This is a genomic window from Flavobacterium davisii (assembly GCF_042182265.1).
Classification (GTDB): domain Bacteria; phylum Bacteroidota; class Bacteroidia; order Flavobacteriales; family Flavobacteriaceae; genus Flavobacterium; species Flavobacterium davisii.
Window position 1 is genome coordinate 1,286,545 of sequence record NZ_CP097869.1, and the last position, 21,302, is coordinate 1,307,846.

Consider the following 21,302-nt stretch of genomic DNA (forward strand, 5'->3'; position numbering starts at 1 on the left):
ACTTTTATAAACAGTAGTCAGTTAATTATGAAAATAAATTATATTATAGCTTCTCTTTTTGTATTTCTTATATCTTTTGTTTCCAAAGGACAGAACAATCAAGAAGGAAAAGTAGTTCGATGTTCTACTGTAGAATATGAGAAATATTTACAAAAAAATAATCCTAAAAGAGCAAATCTAGTTCAGTTTGAAAAATGGTTAAATCCATTAATAGAGAAACAAAAGAATAATAGATCTACATTTAATGGTATTATTACTATACCAGTAGTAGTACATATTGTACATTCTGGACAAAATGTAGGTCAAGCACCTAATATTGATGATAAGCAAGTTATCTCGCAAATAGAGGTGTTGAATAATGATTTTAGAAAAAAATTAAATACACCAGGGTATAATACACACCCCAACGGAGCGGATTTACAAATTCAATTTGCTTTAGCACAAGTTGATCCTTCAGGAAATCCGACCAATGGTATTGATCGTGTTTATTATAATCATGCTAAATGGACTGAAAATACGGAGAAAAAATTAGGAGACATAGATTTAATCTTAAAACCAGAAACAGTATGGGATTCTTCTTTATATTTAAATATTTGGGTAGTTGATTTTGTAAACGCTCAATTATTAGGGCAAGCACAATTTCCGAGTAAAGCAAATGTTCCGGGTTCGGATGAAATGGGTACTGAAGCCACCGATGGAATAGCTGTAAATTATTTGAATTTTGGCTCTGTAGAAATTTATCCAAATGGCATATACGGTAGTTCTAGGTACGATAAAGGAAGGACAACTACACATGAAATAGGACATTGGCTAGGATTACGACATATATGGGGAGATTTAGAGTGTGGGGATGATTTTTGTGCAGATACCCCACAAGCGCATACTTCAAATACAGGTTGCCCTTTAATTTTGAGTTGTACTGGGACAGAAAATGAAATGGTGCAAAACTATATGGATTACACAGATGATAACTGTATGAATATCTTTACCCAAAATCAAAAAGACCGAATACAAACAGTATTAGCTAATTCACCAAGAAGAAAAACTATTGTAAACTCTGATAAAGAAAATCCTGTATTACTGTTAGTAAATGATGCTGAAATAAAAATTGAAAAACAATACACAGGTTTTACCAATTTATGTGTCAATGAACCTAGGAAATTTTCCATTATCAATCAAGGAATTAATGATATCAATAGTGTTTTAGTAAAATACCATTTTAATAATCAAGCTACAAAAGATATTAATTGGAAAGGAATATTAAAACCCAATCAATACGCTTTAATGTCCATTCCAGAAATAGGAAATGAAAATGATATACTAAATGTAGAAATCGTAGCAGTTAATGGAGTGAATGATACAAGAAGTACAAATAATTTTGCCAAAGTAAAAATAATAAACACAGCTCAACCAGAAGTGTTCTTTTATGATGAAGTAAAATTTGATTTACAATTAGATAATAAAGGAGAAGACATTACTTGGGAATTGTTAAATAACTCAGGAAAAATAATACGTTCAGGAGGACCTTATAACAATAATGACCCCATTTCTATTCAAGAAACATGGAATTTAAATGATAAAGAATGTTATACTTTTAATATAAAAGATGAAAAAGGAGACGGACTATGCTGTGATAATGGAGAAGGCTATTATCAGATTGGTTATAAAGATAATATTATTATTAGAGAAGGAAAGTTTTCTAAATCGAGCACGAAAGGATTTAGTGTTAAATATTTAGAAAACCAAATCATCCTAGAACCAAATCCCGTTGGAGATGAATTAAACTATTTATTTGGCAGTAAAATAGGACGAGAAGGAGTAGGTAAAATTTTTGATTTAACAGGTAAATTAATAAAAGAATTTAAAGTAGAAAAAAATATTGTAAAACCTGAAGCAGTTAGTCATTTGTCATCAGGGTTGTATTTGTTTCAAATTGTAACAGAAACTAATTCAGATGCCGTAATTTTTATAAAAAAATAGAGAGAGAATAACCCCTCTCTCTATTATTTCATTAAATTTGCTCACCAAAATCACAAAAGGTGAAAGTAATTAGCGATTTATCAAATGTTCAATTCCATAAAAAGACTATCGTAACCATAGGAACTTTTGATGGAGTACATTTGGGGCATCAAAAAATCATTCGAAAACTTCAATCTAATGCTAATCAATCCAACGAAACCGTTGTTATTACCTTTTCTAACCATCCAAGAACTTTTTTAAAAACAGATTCTCCTGTTCAGCTCCTTAGTACGAATAAGGAAAAAATAGAACTATTAGAAAAATTACAGGTAGATAATTTGCTCTTTTTAGAGTTTAATCAGGCCTTGTCAGCCTTGTCTGGCGAAGAATTTGTTAAGACCATTTTAGTTGATAAATTAAATATTCAAAAAATTATTATAGGATATGATCATAAATTTGGAAAAAATCGTTCCTCCGATATCCATGATTTAATTCGATTTGGCGAAAAATATAATTTTGAGGTAGAACAAATATCCGCCGAAGAACTAAATGAAATTACGATTAGTTCTACTAAAATAAGGCAATGTATTAAAGAAGGTTCTATCGCATTAGCTAATCAATATTTGGGTAATCCATATACTTTTAGAGGGCAGGTAATTAAAGGCAATCAAATAGGAAGAACGATAGGTTTTCCAACAGCTAATATTCAAGTAGATTCTCCTTTAAAATTAATACCAAAAGAAGGAGTTTATGTTGTAGAGGTGTTTTTAAAAAAACAAATCTATAAAGGAATGATGAATATAGGAAGTCGACCTACTATTAACGGACAGTATGTTACTATAGAAGTACATTTGTTAGATTGTCATTTTGAGTTTTACGGAGAGAATGTAACCGTTATTTTACATCATTATCTTAGAAAAGAACAAAAATTTGATTCTCTTGAATCACTAAAAAAACAATTAGAAGAAGATAAAAGGCAAACTTTTCTTATAAAAAATTAAACAACAATGTCTTTTTGTTAAAATATCCCCTCATATTCTCTTAAAAATACAATTCTTCACTCAGTGTTATCTTTTGTTTGATTGATATACTAAATTATAACTATTTTTGTGCCGTTTTATTAAAACTGCAGTTATTGATATTACAACAAATTAGTTTAATTTAATTGGAGATCAGACACCAAAAAAAACGAGGCGTAACCGAAAAGCCAAATGAGTAGGGGGTTTATATAGTATTATGAAAAAAAATATAGCAGAATTTATTGGTACATTTTGGTTGGTTTTAGGAGGATGTGGAACCGCAATGTTAGCTGCAAATTTCGGAACTGTTGGAGTAGGGTTAACAGGAGTTTCTTTTGCTTTTGGGTTAACAGTCTTGACTATTGCATATTCATTTGGGCATATTTCTGGGGCTCATTTAAATCCAGCTGTAACAATTGGTCTTTGGGCTGGAGGTAGAATTAATGCAAAAGAGATTTTGCCTTATGTTGTTTCTCAAATAGCAGGTGCAATATTTGCTGCGGGAGTTTTGTATGTAATTGTAACAGGAAATGGTGGCGTTATTGGTGATTTTGCTGCCAATGGTTATGGAGAACATTCACCAGGAAAGTACAACATGGTTGCAGCTATAGTGACAGAGTTTGTTATGACTTTTATGTTTTTGTTGATAATTTTAGGAGCTACAGATTCAAGAGCTAATTCAGGTTTTGCAGGAATAGCAATAGGTTTAGCTCTAACTTTGATTCATTTAATAAGTATACCTGTTACAAATACCTCTGTAAATCCTGCAAGAAGTATTAGTCAAGCAATATTTGTTGGTGATTGGGCTATTTCTCAACTTTGGCTTTTTGTTATAGTTCCTATAGTAGCTTCTTTATTAGCAGGTTTTGTTTACAAATATTTTAAAGCAGATTAAAATTTACGCTCTAGAAATTGTGTAAAGAAAACAATTTATCAATAGATCCTTTATTCCAAGTATCTCGAAATATCTTTACCTGTTTCTTTAGTAAATTAAAATGTAATGACTAAGTGTTTAATGCCAATTTTTTATTAGTATAATTGATTTCTAAAATTTGAAATATAGAACTAATAAAAAATTATTTTAAGAAATTAATAATATATTTTGATTTTATATATGATACAAAAAATTACTAAATCAAAACTAATAAAAATATATAGTTTTCTTTTCCTTTTTTCCCCAATATCAAAGGTTTTTTCTCAAAACGATACTTTAAAAAAAATGACAGTTAGTGCTTATGGAGAATTGTATTATAGTTACGATTTTTTAAAGCCCGACAATCATGAAAAACCTAATTTCGTATACAGTCATAAAAGACATAACGAAGTTAACTTCAATTTGCTATTATTAAAACTAAATTATAAAGATCAAAACATTAGAGCTAATTTAGGATTAATGGGAGGAAATTATGCGACTTACAATTTAAGTGCTGAACCTACTTGGGCACAGTTTGTTTATGAAGCAAATGTAGGAGCAAGACTATCTAAAAAGCGTAATTTGTGGTTAGATGTTGGTGTCTTGCCTTCTCATATAGGGTTTGGAAGTGCTGTTGGAGGTGATTGTTGGACATTAACAAGAAGCTTAATTACAGAGGGATCTCCTTATTATGAAGCAGGGGTTAGAGTGTCTTATCAATCACCAAATGAAAAATTTTATTTAGCAGCTTTATATCTGAATGGTTGGCAAAGAATAAAAAGGCCAGATTTTGTTCAAAGACCGTCTTTTGGAGGGCAAATAACTTTTAAGCCTAATAAAAAAATATTTTTTAATTACAGTAATTTTATTGGTACAGATAAGCCCGATAGTATAAAAGCGATTAGAACTTTTCATAATGTGTATATGCAATACGAACCATCCGAAAAATTTGGGTTAATAGCTGGTTTTGATATTGGATCAGATAAATATAATAATACAAATTATGGCACTTGGTATGGTCCTATATTAATGGCAAAAAGTCAAATTAATAAAAAAACCATAGCAGCTTTTAGAGCAGAATATTATAGTGATAAATATCAAATTATAGTGCCAACAGGAACACCAAATGGTTTTCAAGTATTGGGTTTTTCATCTAATTTAGATTATGATCTAACCGAAAAATTAAAATTCCGTTTTGAAGCCAAAACATATAATTCAAAAGATCGTATATTTAATAATGATAATAAGAATTTTTCTATAACGACAAGTTTAATATTCAGAACCTAATTGCAAATAGAGTCAAATTAATTTATTTGCATAACATAAAAGTTAATTTATTACACCCTTTATATTAAACGAATTGTGTATTTTTGACCCCTAAATAATCTATTTATGAGTATTACAAGACATAATTGGAGTAAAGAAGAAATTATCGAAATATACAATCAGCCATTGATGGACTTGCTTTATCAAGCAGCTACTATTCATAGAGAAAAGCATGATCCTAATACGGTGCAAGTTTCAACACTTCTGTCTATAAAAACAGGGGGATGTCCAGAAGATTGCGGTTATTGTCCTCAAGCAGCACGTTATCATACAGATGTTGAAGGAAATGACCTGATGACTGTTAATCAAGTAAAAGCACAAGCCTTAAGAGCAAAAGAATCAGGCTCTTCTAGGGTTTGCATGGGAGCTGCATGGAGAAACGTAAAAGACGGTCCTGAATTTGATCAAGTTTTAGAAATGGTTCGTACTATTAACAAGCTAGATATGGAGGTATGTTGTACATTAGGTATGCTTACTGAAAATCAAGCGCAACGACTAGCAGAAGCAGGTTTGTATGCTTACAACCATAACTTAGATACTTCCGAAGAATATTATAAAGAAGTAATTTCAACACGAGGTTTTGAAGATCGTATCAAAACAATTGAAAATGTACGTAAAACAAATGTAACCGTTTGTAGCGGAGGTATAATAGGTATGGGAGAAAGTATAGAAGATAGAGCAGGTATGTTAGTTGCTTTGTCTACTCTAAATCCACAACCCGAATCCGTTCCAATTAATGCTTTAGTAGCAGTAGAAGGAACTCCTATGGAAAACGAAAAACCAGTTGAAATTTGGGAAATGATTAGAATGGTAGCTACAACCAGAATTGTTATGCCTGAAACACAAGTTAGGCTTTCGGCAGGTAGAACTCAAATGTCCAGAGAGGGACAAGCAATGTGTTTCTTTGCAGGTGCAAACTCAATTTTTGCGGGAGATAAATTGTTGACTACACCCAACCCAGATGTGAATGAAGATATGAAAATGTTCGAGTTACTAGGGTTGAACCCTCAAAAACCTTTTATTAAGTTAATGCAGCCCAAAACAGTAGAAGCGTGCGACTCTGAGTTTCAATCTTTAGGAGAAAAACCTAAATGGTCTAGACCAGGACATGAGATAGAACGTAATTTAGCTGTTTCAAATAAGAAATAAAAAAAGCTCCTAATTTTTAGGAGCTTTTTTTGTACTCTTTCTGAAAAAATAAAATGATAATAATATTGCTGAAAGAATTAAAATTGGTAAATGGTCATCTATAGGAAAGGAACCAGGGGGAACCGCTCTTTTCACTGGTGGAGGAGGCGCTGGTGTAACAGCAAAAATAGACTTTGCTGTCAGTAATATGATTAATAGATGACGGTTTTGTTTGTTTCTTCTTTTCATATATAGTAAATATATATAAAAAAAAAAATAGTTGCAAAATTTAATTGCAACTATTTTGGATTAATTTTCTAAATTTTTAATTAATTCTTTAATTTTGATTTCTAGTTCTTCTGCTAATTCTGGATTATCTTTTATTAATGATTTAACAGAGTCACGACCTTGACCTAATTTTGTTTCTCCGTAACTAAACCAAGATCCTGATTTTTTAATCACTTCAAACTCAACAGCTAAGTCTAATATCTCTCCTGTTTTTGAAACTCCTTCGCCATACATAATATCAAATTCTGCTGTTTTAAAAGGAGGTGCTACCTTGTTTTTAACTATTTTGACTTTAGTGCGATTTCCTAATACATTTTCGCCATCCTTAATTTGAGAAGAACGACGGATGTCTAAACGTACCGATGCGTAAAATTTAAGGGCATTACCACCAGTTGTAGTTTCGGGATTACCAAACATTACCCCTATTTTATCACGAAGCTGATTGATGAAAAAAACAGTACAATTAGTTTTGCTAATAGTGGCTGTTAATTTACGTAATGCTTGTGACATTAAACGGGCATGTAATCCCATCTTAGAATCGCCCATATCGCCTTCAATTTCGCTTTTTGGAGTAAGCGCAGCAACAGAATCTATTACCACAATATCGACAGCTCCAGATCGAATTAAGCTTTCAGCAATTTCTAAGGCTTGTTCGCCATTATCAGGTTGTGAAATAATCAGATTGTCAATGTCAATACCTAATTTTTCTGCATAAAATCGATCAAATGCGTGTTCTGCATCTATAAAAGCCGCAATTCCACCTGCTTTTTGAGCTTCTGCAATTGCATGTAGTGTAAGGGTAGTTTTTCCTGATGATTCAGGGCCAAATATTTCTATAATACGACCTTTAGGATAACCACCAACACCTAGTGCTAAATCTACTCCTAGGGATCCCGAAGAAATAACTTCTACCTCTTCTATAGCTTTATCCCCCATTTTCATTACGGTACCTTTTCCGTATGCTTTATCTAATTTATCTAAAGTAAGCTGTAAAGCCTTTAGTTTTGCCTCTTTTTCTGAACTCATTTTTTTGAATTTACAGGTGTTAAAATTATAATTGCTTTGTAATAGCTTGAGCAATTATTTGAAATTCTTCATCCGATAGTTTTACTTTGTGAGTAAAACGAGCATCATCCATCGTGTTTAATGGTATTAAATGTACATGGGTATGAGGAACCTCTAAACCAATTACAGTCATTCCTACTCGTTTACAAGGAATTGCTTTCGCAATTGCAGTAGCCACTTTTTTTGAAAAATCCATTAAGCCTAAATAGAGCTCATTATCCATTTCAAAAATCTTATCTATTTCTTTTTTAGGGATACAAAGAGTGTGTCCTTTAGCATTTGGGTTTACATCTAAAAATGCTAAATAATCTTTATCTTCTGCTATTTTATAGCAAGGAATTTCACCGTTTATAATTTTTGTAAAAATAGAAGCCATTGAATATATAATTAGTCTCTAGTAATTTCTAAAACTTCAAATTTTAAAACACCATTTGGTACTTTAATTTCGGCAATCTCGCCTACAGATTTTCCTAACAAACCTTTTCCTATAGGAGAGGTAACGGAAATTTTATTTTTCTTTAAATTCGCTTCGCTTTCAGCAACTAATTGATACGTTAATTCCATTCCATTTGCTTGGTTTTTTATTTTAACGTTAGATAAAACTAGAACTTTTGATAAGTCTAGTTGAGATTCGTCAATTAATCGGGCATTAGCATATAGCTCTTCCATTTTAGAAATTTTCATTTCTAAAAGACCTTGTGCTTCTTTAGCAGCGTCGTATTCCGCATTTTCTGACAAATCTCCTTTGTCGCGAGCTTCAGCAATGGCTTCAGATGCTTTAGGGCGTTCTACAGATTTTAAATATTCTAGTTCTTCTTTTAATTTTTTTAATCCTTCAGCTGTATAATAAGATACTTTACTCATAACATCATTGTATTGTATAAATAGAAAAAATCCCATTGTAGCGGGATTTCTCGCAAAGATACTATTTTTTATTCAGTTAGTAATTTAATTGATTGATTCAACGTTATACAAATGTAAATAATTTAAATTTGTTGCAAAAAAAATCAAATAAAAAGCATGAAAAAATATTTTTTAATAATGATCTTAGTTTTGACTCTAGCTTGCGATAAAAATAATACTATTAATAATGCGAATCCTTATTTGATAAATAATAGTTTTTCAATTGATATAAATTTAGCGCTTCCTTCTTATAATAAACTTAATTATCCTGGAGATCCTTTGTTGATTATGATTCCGGGTGTAGGTATTCAGGGGGTTATTGTGATGAAAACAGGAGGAACAAATGATTATGTTGCATGGGAAGCAAGCTGCCCTATTCAATATCCGACCAGTTGTTCAAAATTAAATATCAAAGGGATTAATGCACAATGTGGCTGTGATAATAGTGAGTTTAGTTTATATACAGGAGACGGAAGAAAACAATATCCTTTAAAAAGATACAATGTTGAGAATTTAAACGGAATACTTAGGGTTTATAATTAATTTTTTTTTACCACTTTTTTTCCGAAATTTGTATAATATGAAGTCTATATTTGAAGATTTATTAATTCATTTGAAATTTCTTATCAAAAGAAGTCCTGAATGATTTTAATGTGAAGTTAGTTTTAATTATTTAAGAGATTTGATATAATTAAAAAAGTTTTTAAAAATGGTCTAATTAACACATTTTATGCAATGCCTATATATCACAAATTAGGAAAAATTCCCCACAAACGTCATATTCAATTCCGCAAAGAAAATGGCGATTTATATTATGAGCAACTTTTTGGAACTATTGGTTTTGATGGTATGTCAACCAATATGTATCATGAGTACAGGCCTACAATGGTAAAAGAAATAAAAAATCAGTATTCAGTAGCTCCTAAAATTGCTAAAACAAACAATATACAATCATATCGTTTACGCGGTTTTCAAATAATGCCGAAAGATGATTTTTTAGAAAGTAGAAAAATAATCTTAACAAATTCAGATTGTCATATTGTTTTGGCCGCTCCTAGGAAATCTACTACTGGTTATTTTTATAAAAATACCGATTCTGATGAAGTGATCTTTATTCACAAAGGGACAGGTACGTTAAGAACAATGTTGGGTAATCTCGATTTTAAGTACGGAGACTACTTAGTCATTCCGAGAGGTGTGATTTACAAAATTGATTTTGCAACAGAGGATAATAGATTGTTTATTGTAGAATCTAAAAGACCAGTATATACACCAAAAAGATATAGAAATTGGTTCGGACAATTATTAGAGCATTCTCCTTTTTGTGAACGGGATATTCGTAGACCAGAAGAGTTAGAAAGTTATAATGAAAAAGGAGATTTTTTAATTAAAATCAAGAAAAAAGATGAGATTTTTGATGTAGTTTATGCTTCACATCCATTTGATGTTGTTGGATACGATGGATATAATTATCCTTATGCCTTTTCTATTCATGATTTTGAACCTATAACAGGACGTATACACTTACCTCCTCCAATACATCAAACATTTGAAACAGATGCTTTTGTAATTTGTTCATTTGTACCAAGATTATATGATTATCATCCAGAATCAATTCCAGCACCTTACAATCATAGTAATATAGATTCGGATGAAGTCTTGTATTATGTCGATGGTGACTTTATGAGTCGCAATGATATAGAGGTAGGGCATGTATCCTTACATCCAGCAGGTATACCACATGGGCCACATCCTGGAGCAGCCGAAAGAAGTATAGGTAAAAAAGAAACATTAGAATTGGCTGTAATGGTTGATACTTTTAAACCTTTGATGATTACAGAAGAAGCCATGCAAATTGCAGATGATAAGTATTATCAATCTTGGTTGGATTGAAAGTCTAAAAAATAAAAATAAAATAAACAAAAGAAGTATTATCATCGTTTCATAACTTATTTAATGAAAATAGCATTTTAATATTTCAATCTTAATAGAAAAATTATGTCACAAGAATTACAATCTGTAGAATACGGTTTAGAAAAAATATTTGAAGGAGCGCAAGACTTCCTTCCTCTTTTAGGGACAGATTACGTAGAGTTATATGTAGGAAATGCAAAACAGGCAGCCCATTTTTACAAGACAGCCTTCGGTTTCCAGTCGTTGGCTTATGCTGGGTTAGAAACAGGAGTAAAAGACCGTGCATCTTATGTTCTAAAACAGGATAAAATTCGTTTAGTATTAACAACAGCTTTAAATAGTGATTCGCCTATCGGGGAACATGTTAAGAAGCATGGAGATGGTGTTAAAGTAATTGCTCTTTGGGTAGAAGATGCTCGTTCTGCATTTGAAGAAACTACAAAAAGAGGAGCAAAGCCTTATTTTGATCCAATTGTTGAAAAAGATGAAAACGGAGAAGTTGTAAGAGCAGGAATTTATGGAGCTTACGGTGAAACAGTTTTTGTTTTTGTAGAAAGGAAAAATTACAACGGAGTATTTATGCCAGGATACAATGAATGGAAATCCGATTATAATCCAGAATCTGTGGGGTTAAAATATATTGATCACATGGTTGGGAATACAGGTTGGAATCGTATGAATGAAGCAGTAAAATGGTTTGAAGATGTAATGGGGTTTGTAAATTTTCTATCTTTTGATGATAAACAAATAACTACGGAATATTCGGCCTTAATGTCTAAAGTTATGTCAAATGGAAATGGTAGAATTAAATTTCCTATTAATGAGCCTGCCAATGGTAAAAAGCGCTCCCAAATTGAAGAGTATTTAGATTTTTATGAAGGAGAAGGAGTGCAGCATATTGCGGTAGCTACTGATGATATTATTAAAACAGTTGCTGATATGCGTGCAAGAGGGGTAGAGTTTTTAACTACTCCACCACAAGCCTACTATGATGCAATTCCTGAACGTTTAAAAGATCACATGTCTAAATTTAAAGAAGATATTAATGAGTTGCAAAAATTAGGAATCATGATTGATGCAGATGAAGAAGGGTATTTGTTGCAAATATTTACTAGACCAGTTGAAGATCGTCCCACATTGTTTTTTGAAATTATTCAAAGAATGGGAGCAAAAGGATTTGGAGCAGGTAATTTCAAAGCTTTGTTTGAGTCTATCGAAAGAGAACAAATGTTGAGAGGTACTTTGTAAAAAAAAATGAAAAAAGAGATTATCAAAATAAGAGATAATCTCTTTTTTATATAATGAGATTGTAAGTTACATCTTTAAGTAGAAATCTTGAGTGAGTTTAATATAGTCTTCCGTATAATTGTGTCTAGAGTACTCTATTGTTAATTCATCTATTATAGGAGTTTGCGCAATTCTTGTAAAACTCATTAAGCTCCTCTTTATTTCAGATTCAGGGTTTCCTTTGACTCTTGTAATTCGTAAAGGAAATAAAGAGCGTTCATTGCATAAATCTTTGATTTTATCTTCTTCAGTAAAAGGAATAATAAGAGTAAAAATACCTTGCTCTGAAAGAAAAAAGTCAACGGCTTCAATCAACTCTTCAAAAGGGAGTGAATCTTCAAAACGAGCTCTGTCGCGTGATTCTTTATTACTTTTATAATTAGTGGTGTAAAATGGAGGGTTTGATACGATTAAATCGTATACTTCATCTATTTCATCTACAAACTCATCTAATCCTGCATGATAACAATAAAGACGATCATTCCAAGGAGATTGTTCAAAGTTGTCAACACATTGTTCGTAAGCGTCATCATCTATTTCTATTGCATCTATTTGTTCAGCTTGGGATCTTTGTGCTAACATGAGAGCTATTAAGCCGCTGCCGCTGCCTATATCTAAAATGGAATAGGGGTTATTTATAAGAGGAGTCCAAGCGCCTAGTAGGACACCATCCGTGCCAACTTTCATAGCACAACGGTCTTGTTGAATAGCAAATTGTTTGAACTGAAACATGATTGGATATGGTATAAAAAAAGACTGTAGCTTTGCTACAATCTTCGAATATAAAAATATTGTCGAATAGTTATTCTTGTTTTAAATAAAGGTCAACTAGTCCTTTTGGAGTGTTTAGAACAATGGTTTTATCCTCTCGATTTACTTCTACAATAAATTCGTCTATCATAGGAACTAAAATTTCAATCTCTTCTTTCTTTATTTCAAAAAGAGCTTGAGCAGCACTATCGTTAATGGCTACTATATTGCCAATATATCCTAAGCGTTGATCTAAAACTTTGTATCCTATTATTTCGTGATAGTAAAATTTATTGCCTTCTAAACGGGGTAACATAGATAGAGGAAGATAAACTTCTTTGCCTATTATTTCGTCAGCTGCTGCTTCTGAATCTATATCTTCAAATTTTACTTTTAGAAAAGAGGCTTTGTGGAGCTGTGATTTTTTAATAAAAAAAGGAACCAAGTCTTTGTTGTGAGCAACAAAGACCGATTCCAATTCTTCATACATTTCGGGTTCATCTGTATCTAAATAGATTAAGACCTCGCCCTTGAAACTAAATTTTTTAGCGATTTTACCCAAATAGAAACAATCGTCTTTACGCATAGATCGCTAAATTATAATTAAGCTTCTGTTTCTTCGTTGTTACTCTCTTCTACAACTGGTGCTTCCTCAACAGCTGCTGTTTTAGCTGCTTCAGCTTGAGCTGCCATGCGTTTTTCGTTAGCTTCTTTTTCAGCTTTAAAAGCTTCAGCTTTAGCTTCAGCTTTAGATTTAGCTAAGCCATCTTTTTTAGCATTTACTTTAGTTGCTTTTTCTTCTACCCAAGCTGTGAATTTAGCTTCTGCTTGTTCAGGAGTTAAAGCGCCTTTACGAACACCACCTTCTAAATGGTGTTTTAATAAAGCTCCTTTGTAAGAAAGAATTGCTCTTGCAGTATCAGTCGGTTGAGCACCGTTGAATAACCATGTTACCGCTTTGTCAACATTTAAGTCGATAGTTGCAGGGTTAGTGTTTGGATTGTAAGTTCCTATTTTTTCTAAGAATTTACCATCTCTCTTTGAGCGTGAATCCGCCGCTACAATCCAGTAAAAAGGTTTTCCTTTTTTACCATGTCTTTGTAATCTAATTCTAACTGGCATAATTGTTTGGATTAAATTGAGGTTCCCGACCTCGGTTATTTAAGGCTGCAAATATACGGATTATTTTGTTTTTTAAAACGCTAAATGATATTTTGTTTTCTTTTTAGAATTTGAGCGGCGTATATTGAGCTAATATCTGTTATTTTTGCTTTTTATAAAATTGAAGATGAAAAATATTACGTGTCTTTTTTTGGTTTCATTGTTTGGGATTTCTTGTCAAGACGATGTTGCTTTTAATAATCCCGCATTTCAGGTTGCTATAGGAAATAGTTTGTGGAAAGCAAATAGTAAGAGTGCTAAGATAGATGCTTCGGGAGGGTTGGTTTTGGAAGGAAGTTCCTCTACCCATAATTTAAAAATTCAGACTAACAGTACTAAAGAAGGTGTTTATCCTTTAGGAACAACTAATCAAGATGGAATTGTTGTGTATAAAGGAGTAAGTCAAGGGACGGAGAGCTTTTCTACAGCACTAGTTAAAGGACCTGTTAGTCAAATGGAAATTGTAAAAAGAGGTACGGGTTATTTAGGTGCTAGAATTGTAAGTGTTTCAGGAGGATCGGGAACAGGATTAAAGGTGAATATCGAAGTTGATTCGCAAGGTATGATCTCTGAAGTTACCTTAGCAAATCCAGGTAAAGATTATAAAGGAGGGGATTTAGTAACTGTAAATGGGGGAAACAATGATGCGCAACTCAAAATTAGTCGTACAGCTAACACTGGTGGACAGATTGTTATTACTGAAAATACCGGAACAACTATTTCGGGAACCTTTATGTTTATGGCAACTTCTAGTTCAGGAACTAGTATAAGTGGAAAAGAAGGGGTTTTTTATAAAATGCCTATTTCAAGATAGATGTCTGTATTGTTTTTGTTTTATGTATCGGAGATTTAATTTTGTAATCTAAATGATTGTTAGTTATTTAAAACAATTTTGTTTTTTTGTTTAGTGTTTTTTAAATAAATTGTTTTTATAAACCGTTTTTTAGAATATATTTGCTAATAAATAACATTTGTTTGTGGTTTTTTTTGTAATATCACAACGCATTTTTTTGGAAATTCCAAAATATATAATTAACTCAATTAATTGTTAAAGAAATGATTAGAAAATTTATGTTGCTAGGAGCAGTAGTTCTATCGTTGGCTACTAATGCTCAAGATTCAAAAAGAGGATTTTATTTGAAAGCAGGAGGCTCTTACTTTATTCAAACTGTTGGAACTGAATTTCCTGTGGTAAGTGGTTTAGCTGCAACAAATGAATCAACATTAGTAACTGTTAGTCCAGGTGGTGTTTCATCAAGTTTAGTTTCTAAAGAATCTATTACAGGGTCTTTTGGTGAAGGTTCAAGAACCAATCTTGTTGCGGGATTTCGTTTTTCAGAGCGTTTGGGAGTTGAAATGGGAGTGCATTACTATATGGGAGCTTCTAGAACTATGGCTGAAAGACATGTTTCTATTAAAACCCCTGTTTCATCTATTGGTAATTTTGATGCTGTCGTAAGTGGGAAAATTAGAGCATTGGATTTATCTCCTTCAGTTGTGTTGTATTTAGGAGAAGTGGGTAATTTTGAACCTTATACTAAAGTGGGGGTTATTCTGCCTGTATTTGGTGATTTAACGATAAAATCGTCTACAAAGTCTACTATATCATCGGTTTATGCTTCAAATCCTGCTTTTTCAAAATATAAAAATTCAGAAAGAACAGACGTAGTAAAGCCTAATCCTACACTTGGTTTTATGGCTTCTGTTGGTACGTCTTATAAAATAGCTCCAAAATTATCAGCTTATGCTGAAGTTGAATACAGAAACTTTACTGTACACGGAAAAACAAAAGAAACTACAGAATATGTAGTAGAAGGAGTAAATCAATTATCTAATTTGTCTTATTCAGAATCTCATACAAATTATATCAGCCAGTTAAATGCGAGCTCTAATAATGTAGAAACAAATCCAACAGGCTTTGATTCATCAAGACCTAAAGATGAGTTAAGTTCGTATGTGGGTATCAGTGGTATTGGTTTGTCATTAGGTATGCGTTATAATTTTTAATCGTTATGTGTTAAAAAGAATCAAAGAGTCGCTTTTAAGCGACTCTTTGATTTTAGTTATTTGTTTTGCTTATAAAGCTATTTTGATTATTAATATAGAAGTGTGTTTGTAATTGAAATAAAATAGTAAATTTGTGTAACAATTTAAAAAAAAGAACATGGCATTAGCAATTACAGATGCTACATTTGATGAGGTAGTATTACAATCAGACAAACCAGTTTTAGTGGATTTTTGGGCGGCTTGGTGCGGACCTTGTCGTATGGTGGGACCCGTTATTGATGAAATTGCAACGGAATATGAAGGGAAAGCAGTAATAGGGAAGGTGGATGTAGATGCCAATCAAGAATTTGCTGCAAAGTACGGTGTTCGTAATATTCCTACTGTTTTGATTTTTCAAAATGGTGAAGTAGTGGGACGTCAGGTAGGTGTAGCTCCTAAAGATACTTATGCTAAAGCAATAGATGCTTTATTGTAATAAAAATATAAGTGAGTTGTAAAAGGTCTAACGTATGTTAGGCCTTTTTTGTGTCATATTCTGTATATTTGAGTTATGAATTTAGAATCTCAAATTAAAACTATTTCTAGTTTTCAACATCTAGAACTTTTAGCTAATCAGATAGTAGAAGGCTTTATTTCAGGTATGCACAAGTCGCCTTTTCATGGTTTTTCAGCTGAATTCGCTGAACATAAAATATATAACTCGGGGGAAAGTACAAAGCATATTGATTGGAAATTGTATGCCAAAACAGATCGTCTGTATACTAAACGATATGAAGAAGAAACAAATTTACGTTGTCATTTAATTCTTGATAACTCTTCTTCTATGCACTATCCTTTGCTAACTAAAAATCAAATGTTTTATGAAAATAAAGTTGGTTTCTCAGTTTTAGCCTCTGCTGTTCTAATGAATTTATTAAAAAGACAACGAGATGCTGTAGGATTAAGTGTTTATTCAGATCATTATGAATATTATGCTCCAGAAAAAGGGAGTGAACGACATCATAGAATGCTATTGGATAAATTAGAACGACTTTTGCAAGAGGAACGCGCTTATAAGAAAACAGATACGATTACTTATTTACATCAGATAGCAGAAAAATTAAATAAACGTTCTATGGTAATCCTTTTTACAGATATGTTTCAATCAGAAGATGAGGAACGTTTGTTTAAAGCATTACAACATCTTAAGTATAATAAGCATAAAGTAGTAGTATTTCATGTGGTAGATTATAAAACAGAGTTTAACCTCAGTTTTGATAATCAACCTCGGAAGTTTATAGATTTAGAAACCAATGAAGAAGTGAATTTATTTGGAGAAGGAATAAGTGAGCAATATCAAAAAAGAATGAAGTCTTATTTTGAAAAAATAACCAATACCTGTTCAATGTATAAAATTAAGTACGTTCCCGTTTCTGTTGGGGAAAAATTTGATAAAATAATGATGTCCTATTTGGTTGAAAAACAAGGGTTTGTTTGAAAGTTTTTAAAAAGAACAAAAAAAAGTACTTTTTTTTCTTGCAAAACAAAAAAACAGTCGTATATTTGCACCGCAATAACGCACAAGGTTTGGTAGTTCAGTTGGTTAGAATACATGCCTGTCACGCATGGGGTCGCGGGTTCGAGTCCCGTCCAGACCGCGAAATTGGGAAATTTTTTAGAAGCGCTCTTCGGAGCGCTTTTTTGCCCAAAATAAGATTTTAAAATTAGTTGTGTTGTTTAGTTCCGAGTAAAATCGGAATGGTTTAGTAGTTAGACCAATGAAAAGCTTTCCGTTTAGGGGAGCTTTTTTTATTTTAGTATACTTTTCTATGAGGGCAAGTTTAAAAAGGATCCGTTTCCTTAACTTCTTTTGGAACTTTTAAAGAAACGGTGAGTTTGATCAATAAGTCCTTCGTTTACCATACCGAAAGAAACGAGAGATTTCAAGACGTGGATTTTTTGTTTTTCTGATTATGTTATACTATTTAAATTTTGAATTTACTGGGATATTACTTACCTTTAGGCATGCCAAAGAAAATCCAAATAGCAATAAAAGAAGATGTTGATTTTTTAGATAAATTACTAGTAAAGACATCTGGATCTTTGAAAAAAGACAGAATAAAGACTTTGATTCTAATTAAGAAAGGAAAATATGTTTTTTATAGTTCCATTGCTAAAAAATTAGGGAGAACCGAGAAGACTGTACGAGGTTGGGCACAGGAGTATCTGAAAAGCGGTATTTCTGAAATGTTAAGTGTTAGAAGTGGAGGAAATAATACAAAGAAAATATCTGAGAAAATGGCCAATGCTATTGAGCAGAAATTGAATGATCCAAAAACAACAATAACATCGTATGTTGAATTGTTGAAGATTCTCGAAAAAGAGCTTAACGAATCGGTTAATTATGGTGCTTTATATGCTCATTGCAAACGCAAGCATCAATCAAAATTGAAAGTTGCAAGAAAATCCCACTATAAAAAGGATGAAAACGCAGAGGCGTTTTTTAAAAAACCTTGAAAACAAATTTGAAGAGTGTAGAATTATTCTTAATAAAAATAACTTTGAATCTGTAAACCTCTATTTTCAGGATGAAAGTCGTTTCGGTTTGATTACAAAACAGAAAAGAGTTATTACCGCAAAAGGAATAAAAGCCATCGGTACTTATAAACATAGCTATCTTTATAATTGGCTCTGGGGAAGTTTTTCCCCCATAACAGGTGAGAGTTTTTGTATGACAACACAAAGTGTTTGCAAAGAATTATTTGTAAAATATCTGGAAGATTTCAGCAATCACAAGCCAACAGAGTTAAAGATTATGATAATTGATAATGCCGCATTTCATTCCACAAAGGATGTGATAATTCCTGACAATATATTTCTTTTGCCAATTCCACCATATTGCCCAGAACTTAACCCTGCTGAGAAAATGTGGCAATGGATGAAAGATAAAATTGCAATGAAAATTTATGATACTTTAGACGACTTAAACCAAAAAATGGAAGAATTGATTAAAATATCTGATGATAAAACAATTAAATCAATAACAGGCTATCCGTTTTACATGAATGCTTTTTACAGTGTTTTCAAAGTTTAAACGGTATTACTCCAATGATGGGAAGAGAGATAAACAGATCTAAGATAATATTTTGCATTTTATTATCCTTTATATCTTTGTCCTCTTCATTGCAAATGAGGTTTAAAATAGTATTTTTGTATTCAAATTTTATAAAAATGTTTAGAAGTCATAATTGTGGCGAATTAAATACGTCATATATAAATACAGAAGTTACCCTTGCTGGATGGGTTCAAAAATCACGTGATAAAGGTTTTATGATATGGGTTGATTTGCGTGATCGTTACGGCATTACACAACTCATTTTTGATGAAAGTCGTACAGATAAAAAGGTGATGGAATTAGCCAGAACTTTAGGTCGTGAATTTGTCGTTCAGGTAAAAGGAACTGTAATAGAACGTGAATCTAAAAACGCTAATATAGCTACGGGTGATATCGAAATTTTAGTAAAAGAATTAATTGTTTTAAATCAAGCACAGTTACCCCCTTTTACGATTGAAGATGAAACAGATGGAGGAGAAGAATTACGTATGAAATATCGTTATCTAGATATTCGTCGTAATCCCGTAAAAAACAGTTTGCTATTTCGTCATCGCGTAGCTATGGAAGTAAGAAACTATCTTTCAAACCAAGGTTTTTGTGAGGTAGAAACACCTTATTTAATTAAATCAACTCCTGAAGGGGCGCGTGACTTTGTCGTGCCTTCGCGTATGAATCCAGGACAATTTTATGCTTTACCGCAGTCTCCTCAAACTTTTAAGCAATTATTGATGGTAGGGGGAATGGATAAGTATTTTCAAATCGTAAAATGTTTTCGAGATGAAGATTTACGTGCTGATCGTCAACCTGAGTTTACTCAAATTGATTGCGAAATGGCTTTTGTTGAACAAGAAGATATTTTAAATATGTTTGAAGGTTTAACTCGTCATTTGTTAAAAGAAGTAAAAGGAATAGAAGTAGATAAGTTTCCAAGAATTACATACGATTATGCCATGAAAACCTACGGAAATGACAAGCCAGATATCCGTTTTGGAATGGAATTTGGTGAGTTAAATGCTGTAGCACAAAATAAGGAGTTTAGTGTTTTTAATACAGCAGAGTTGGTCGTGGGTATTGCTGTGCCAGCAGGAGCTTCCTTAACACGTAAAGAAATCGACGCTTGGATAGAGTGGGTTAAACGTCCGCAAGTAGGAGCTTCTGGTATGGTATATTGTAAGTATGAAACGAATGGTTCTTTTAAATCATCAGTAGATAAATTTTATGATCAAGAAGATTTAAAAAAATGGGCTGAAGCCACAAAAGCGAATCCTGGAGATATTATTTTTGTGTTATCAGGACCAGCTAATAAAACACGTGCGCAATTAAGTGCTTTACGTATGGAATTAGGAAATCAAATGGGATTACGTAAGCCCAACGAGTTTGCACCATTGTGGGTAGTCGATTTCCCTTTGTTGGAATGGGATGAAGAAAGTGGGCGTTACCATGCAATGCACCATCCATTTACGTCACCAAAACCAGAAGATATTCATTTGATAGGAACAGAACCAGGAAGAATTAGAGCCAATGCTTATGATATGGTGCTAAACGGGAATGAGATAGGAGGAGGTTCAATACGTATTCATGATAAAGATTTGCAAGCAAAGATGTTTGAATTACTTGGATTCTCAAAAGAAGAAGCTGAAAATCAATTCGGATTCTTAATGAATGCCTTTCAGTATGGTGCGCCACCACACGGCGGTTTAGCCTTTGGTTTAGATCGCTTGGTAGCTATTCTAGGAGGTCAAGAAACTATTCGTGATTTTATAGCGTTTCCTAAAAATAATTCAGGACGAGATGTTATGATTGATGCTCCATCAGTATTGGATAAAAAACAATTGAATGAATTATTTATTGCAACCACAACCGAATTATAAGAAATTTATTCGTAGATTTATAGGAAGGAAGAAACTAAGTTCTTCCTTTTTTAATTTGTAATATTTTTTAAAAGGTGAAAAAGAGAATAGCCTCCTTAACGATAGTTTTATTATGTACTGCAAATTCTTTTGCTCAAGATAAAAAAATAGTGACTAAAATCACTGAATTTTTACAAAAACGTGAAATTGAATTGGTGAAAAAATATGGATCAAGTCCCGAATACGAAAAAGAACAAAGAGGAAAAAGAAAGTTTGTCTTGCGTGAAATTGATTTGAATAATGATAAGAAAAAGGATTATTTTATTTTTTTTAATAATTCCTGTGGAAATGGAGGTTGCGATGCCTTGATCTTAGATTCAAATTTAAGAGTAAAAGGGAATTTTGGATTAGTTGGAACACCTGTAATAGCAAAAGCTAAAATTGTAAATGGATGGAAGGTGCTTAATATAGATTCAAAAGGAATGCGTGAAGTAATTTTTCATAAACAAAAACAAACCTATCCTGAAGCAGGTATAGCCAATCTTGAATTTATTCGATATAAAAAAGAAAAAGGAGATGAAGTAATTATTGAACAATCCAAAAGTAATTCAGGAGAAATGAAATCGCATCTGTATTAA

The 21,302-nt window shown here is 32.2% G+C and carries 22 protein-coding genes and 1 tRNA gene; 17 read left to right on the top strand and 6 right to left on the bottom strand.

Annotation, left to right across the window (positions count from 1 at the left end; translation table 11 throughout):
* Nucleotides 1-27 precede the first annotated feature (27 nt).
* From NAB20_RS05360 to bioB, 5 genes are all read left to right on the top strand, one after another.
* Nucleotides 28-1,980: a M43 family zinc metalloprotease gene (locus tag NAB20_RS05360; protein WP_375605662.1), complete on the top strand. Its 1,953-nt coding sequence runs from the start codon at nt 28-30 to the stop codon at nt 1,978-1,980.
* Between the two features lie 59 nt (nt 1,981-2,039).
* Entirely contained in the window at nt 2,040-2,960 is a 921-nt protein-coding gene (locus NAB20_RS05365; RefSeq protein WP_105195538.1) for a bifunctional riboflavin kinase/FAD synthetase, read from the top strand.
* A 235-nt stretch (nt 2,961-3,195) separates the two neighbouring features.
* Nucleotides 3,196-3,873 (top strand): aquaporin Z, encoded by a 678-nt coding sequence (gene aqpZ / locus NAB20_RS05370; protein WP_088390151.1) that lies wholly within the window; start codon nt 3,196-3,198, stop codon nt 3,871-3,873.
* A 324-nt stretch (nt 3,874-4,197) separates the two neighbouring features.
* On the top strand, nt 4,198-5,178 hold the full coding sequence (locus tag NAB20_RS05375; protein WP_258129803.1) for a porin: 981 nt from the start codon (nt 4,198-4,200) through the stop codon (nt 5,176-5,178).
* A gap of 105 nt (nt 5,179-5,283) precedes the next feature.
* The gene (gene bioB / locus NAB20_RS05380) at nt 5,284-6,366 is read left to right on the top strand and encodes a biotin synthase BioB (protein WP_088390155.1); all 1,083 of its coding nucleotides are present in this window, start codon (nt 5,284-5,286) and stop codon (nt 6,364-6,366) included.
* Between the two features lie 288 nt (nt 6,367-6,654).
* Here the strand turns inward: bioB and recA are convergent, their stop codons facing one another.
* Genes recA through greA form a run of 3 tightly spaced genes read right to left on the bottom strand, consistent with a single transcriptional unit; the run spans nt 6,655 to nt 8,562 of the window.
* Nucleotides 6,655-7,659, bottom strand: a complete 1,005-nt coding sequence (recA, locus tag NAB20_RS05385; RefSeq protein WP_014166107.1) for a recombinase RecA — start codon at nt 7,657-7,659, stop codon at nt 6,655-6,657.
* Between the two features lie 25 nt (nt 7,660-7,684).
* Nucleotides 7,685-8,074, bottom strand: a complete 390-nt coding sequence (locus tag NAB20_RS05390) for an HIT family protein (RefSeq protein WP_127823508.1) — start codon at nt 8,072-8,074, stop codon at nt 7,685-7,687.
* 11 nt (nt 8,075-8,085) lie between these two features.
* Nucleotides 8,086-8,562 (bottom strand): transcription elongation factor GreA, encoded by a 477-nt coding sequence (gene greA / locus NAB20_RS05395; protein ID WP_088391296.1) that lies wholly within the window; start codon nt 8,560-8,562, stop codon nt 8,086-8,088.
* Between the two features lie 156 nt (nt 8,563-8,718).
* Between greA and NAB20_RS05400 the strand changes: the two genes are divergently transcribed.
* The 3 genes from NAB20_RS05400 (at nt 8,719) to hppD (ending at nt 11,763) form a co-directional block, all read left to right on the top strand.
* Nucleotides 8,719-9,144: a hypothetical protein gene (locus tag NAB20_RS05400; RefSeq protein ID WP_105195534.1), complete on the top strand. Its 426-nt coding sequence runs from the start codon at nt 8,719-8,721 to the stop codon at nt 9,142-9,144.
* Nucleotides 9,145-9,336: 192 nt separating this feature from the next.
* Entirely contained in the window at nt 9,337-10,494 is a 1,158-nt protein-coding gene (locus NAB20_RS05405) for a homogentisate 1,2-dioxygenase (RefSeq protein WP_105195533.1), read from the top strand.
* Nucleotides 10,495-10,599: 105 nt separating this feature from the next.
* Nucleotides 10,600-11,763: a 4-hydroxyphenylpyruvate dioxygenase gene (gene hppD / locus NAB20_RS05410; protein WP_105195532.1), complete on the top strand. Its 1,164-nt coding sequence runs from the start codon at nt 10,600-10,602 to the stop codon at nt 11,761-11,763.
* 66 nt (nt 11,764-11,829) lie between these two features.
* On the opposite strand, the gene NAB20_RS05415 is transcribed toward hppD, so the two are convergent.
* The 3 genes from NAB20_RS05415 to NAB20_RS05425 form a co-directional block, all read right to left on the bottom strand.
* Nucleotides 11,830-12,534, bottom strand: coding sequence for a tRNA1(Val) (adenine(37)-N6)-methyltransferase (locus NAB20_RS05415; RefSeq protein WP_105195531.1), 705 nt, complete (start codon nt 12,532-12,534; stop codon nt 11,830-11,832).
* Between the two features lie 70 nt (nt 12,535-12,604).
* Nucleotides 12,605-13,138: a ribosome maturation factor RimM gene (gene rimM / locus NAB20_RS05420; protein ID WP_088391256.1), complete on the bottom strand. Its 534-nt coding sequence runs from the start codon at nt 13,136-13,138 to the stop codon at nt 12,605-12,607.
* 17 nt (nt 13,139-13,155) lie between these two features.
* Complete coding sequence (locus NAB20_RS05425) at nt 13,156-13,674, bottom strand: 30S ribosomal protein S16 (RefSeq protein ID WP_105195530.1); 519 nt, start codon at nt 13,672-13,674, stop codon at nt 13,156-13,158.
* Between the two features lie 166 nt (nt 13,675-13,840).
* On the opposite strand from NAB20_RS05425, the gene NAB20_RS05430 reads away from it, so the two are divergent.
* The 9 genes from NAB20_RS05430 to NAB20_RS05470 all read left to right on the top strand — a co-directional run bounded on the left by NAB20_RS05430 (nt 13,841) and on the right by NAB20_RS05470 (nt 21,302).
* Nucleotides 13,841-14,527, top strand: coding sequence for a DUF6252 family protein (locus NAB20_RS05430; protein WP_375605663.1), 687 nt, complete (start codon nt 13,841-13,843; stop codon nt 14,525-14,527).
* Nucleotides 14,528-14,769: 242 nt separating this feature from the next.
* A complete protein-coding gene (locus NAB20_RS05435) occupies nt 14,770-15,720 on the top strand; it encodes an outer membrane beta-barrel protein (RefSeq protein ID WP_127823510.1) in 951 nt (316 codons plus the stop codon).
* A gap of 157 nt (nt 15,721-15,877) precedes the next feature.
* Entirely contained in the window at nt 15,878-16,195 is a 318-nt protein-coding gene (gene trxA, locus NAB20_RS05440) for a thioredoxin (RefSeq protein WP_014166118.1), read from the top strand.
* 75 nt (nt 16,196-16,270) lie between these two features.
* A complete protein-coding gene (locus NAB20_RS05445) occupies nt 16,271-17,197 on the top strand; it encodes a DUF58 domain-containing protein (protein WP_088391264.1) in 927 nt (308 codons plus the stop codon).
* A gap of 86 nt (nt 17,198-17,283) precedes the next feature.
* Nucleotides 17,284-17,357: transfer RNA gene (locus NAB20_RS05450), tRNA-Asp, on the top strand.
* A gap of 334 nt (nt 17,358-17,691) precedes the next feature.
* Nucleotides 17,692-18,216 carry a transposase gene (locus tag NAB20_RS05455; RefSeq protein WP_375605126.1) on the top strand — a complete coding sequence of 175 codons (525 nt, stop codon included), beginning with the start codon at nt 17,692-17,694 and terminating at the stop codon, nt 18,214-18,216.
* On the top strand, nt 18,182-18,793 hold the full coding sequence (locus NAB20_RS05460) for an IS630 family transposase (protein WP_105196716.1): 612 nt from the start codon (nt 18,182-18,184) through the stop codon (nt 18,791-18,793). The genes NAB20_RS05455 and NAB20_RS05460 overlap by 35 nt, the downstream gene beginning before the upstream one ends.
* 137 nt (nt 18,794-18,930) lie before the next feature.
* Nucleotides 18,931-20,685 carry an aspartate--tRNA ligase gene (gene aspS / locus NAB20_RS05465; protein ID WP_375605664.1) on the top strand — a complete coding sequence of 585 codons (1,755 nt, stop codon included), beginning with the start codon at nt 18,931-18,933 and terminating at the stop codon, nt 20,683-20,685.
* 74 nt (nt 20,686-20,759) lie between these two features.
* Nucleotides 20,760-21,302, top strand: coding sequence for a hypothetical protein (locus NAB20_RS05470; RefSeq protein WP_375605665.1), 543 nt, complete (start codon nt 20,760-20,762; stop codon nt 21,300-21,302).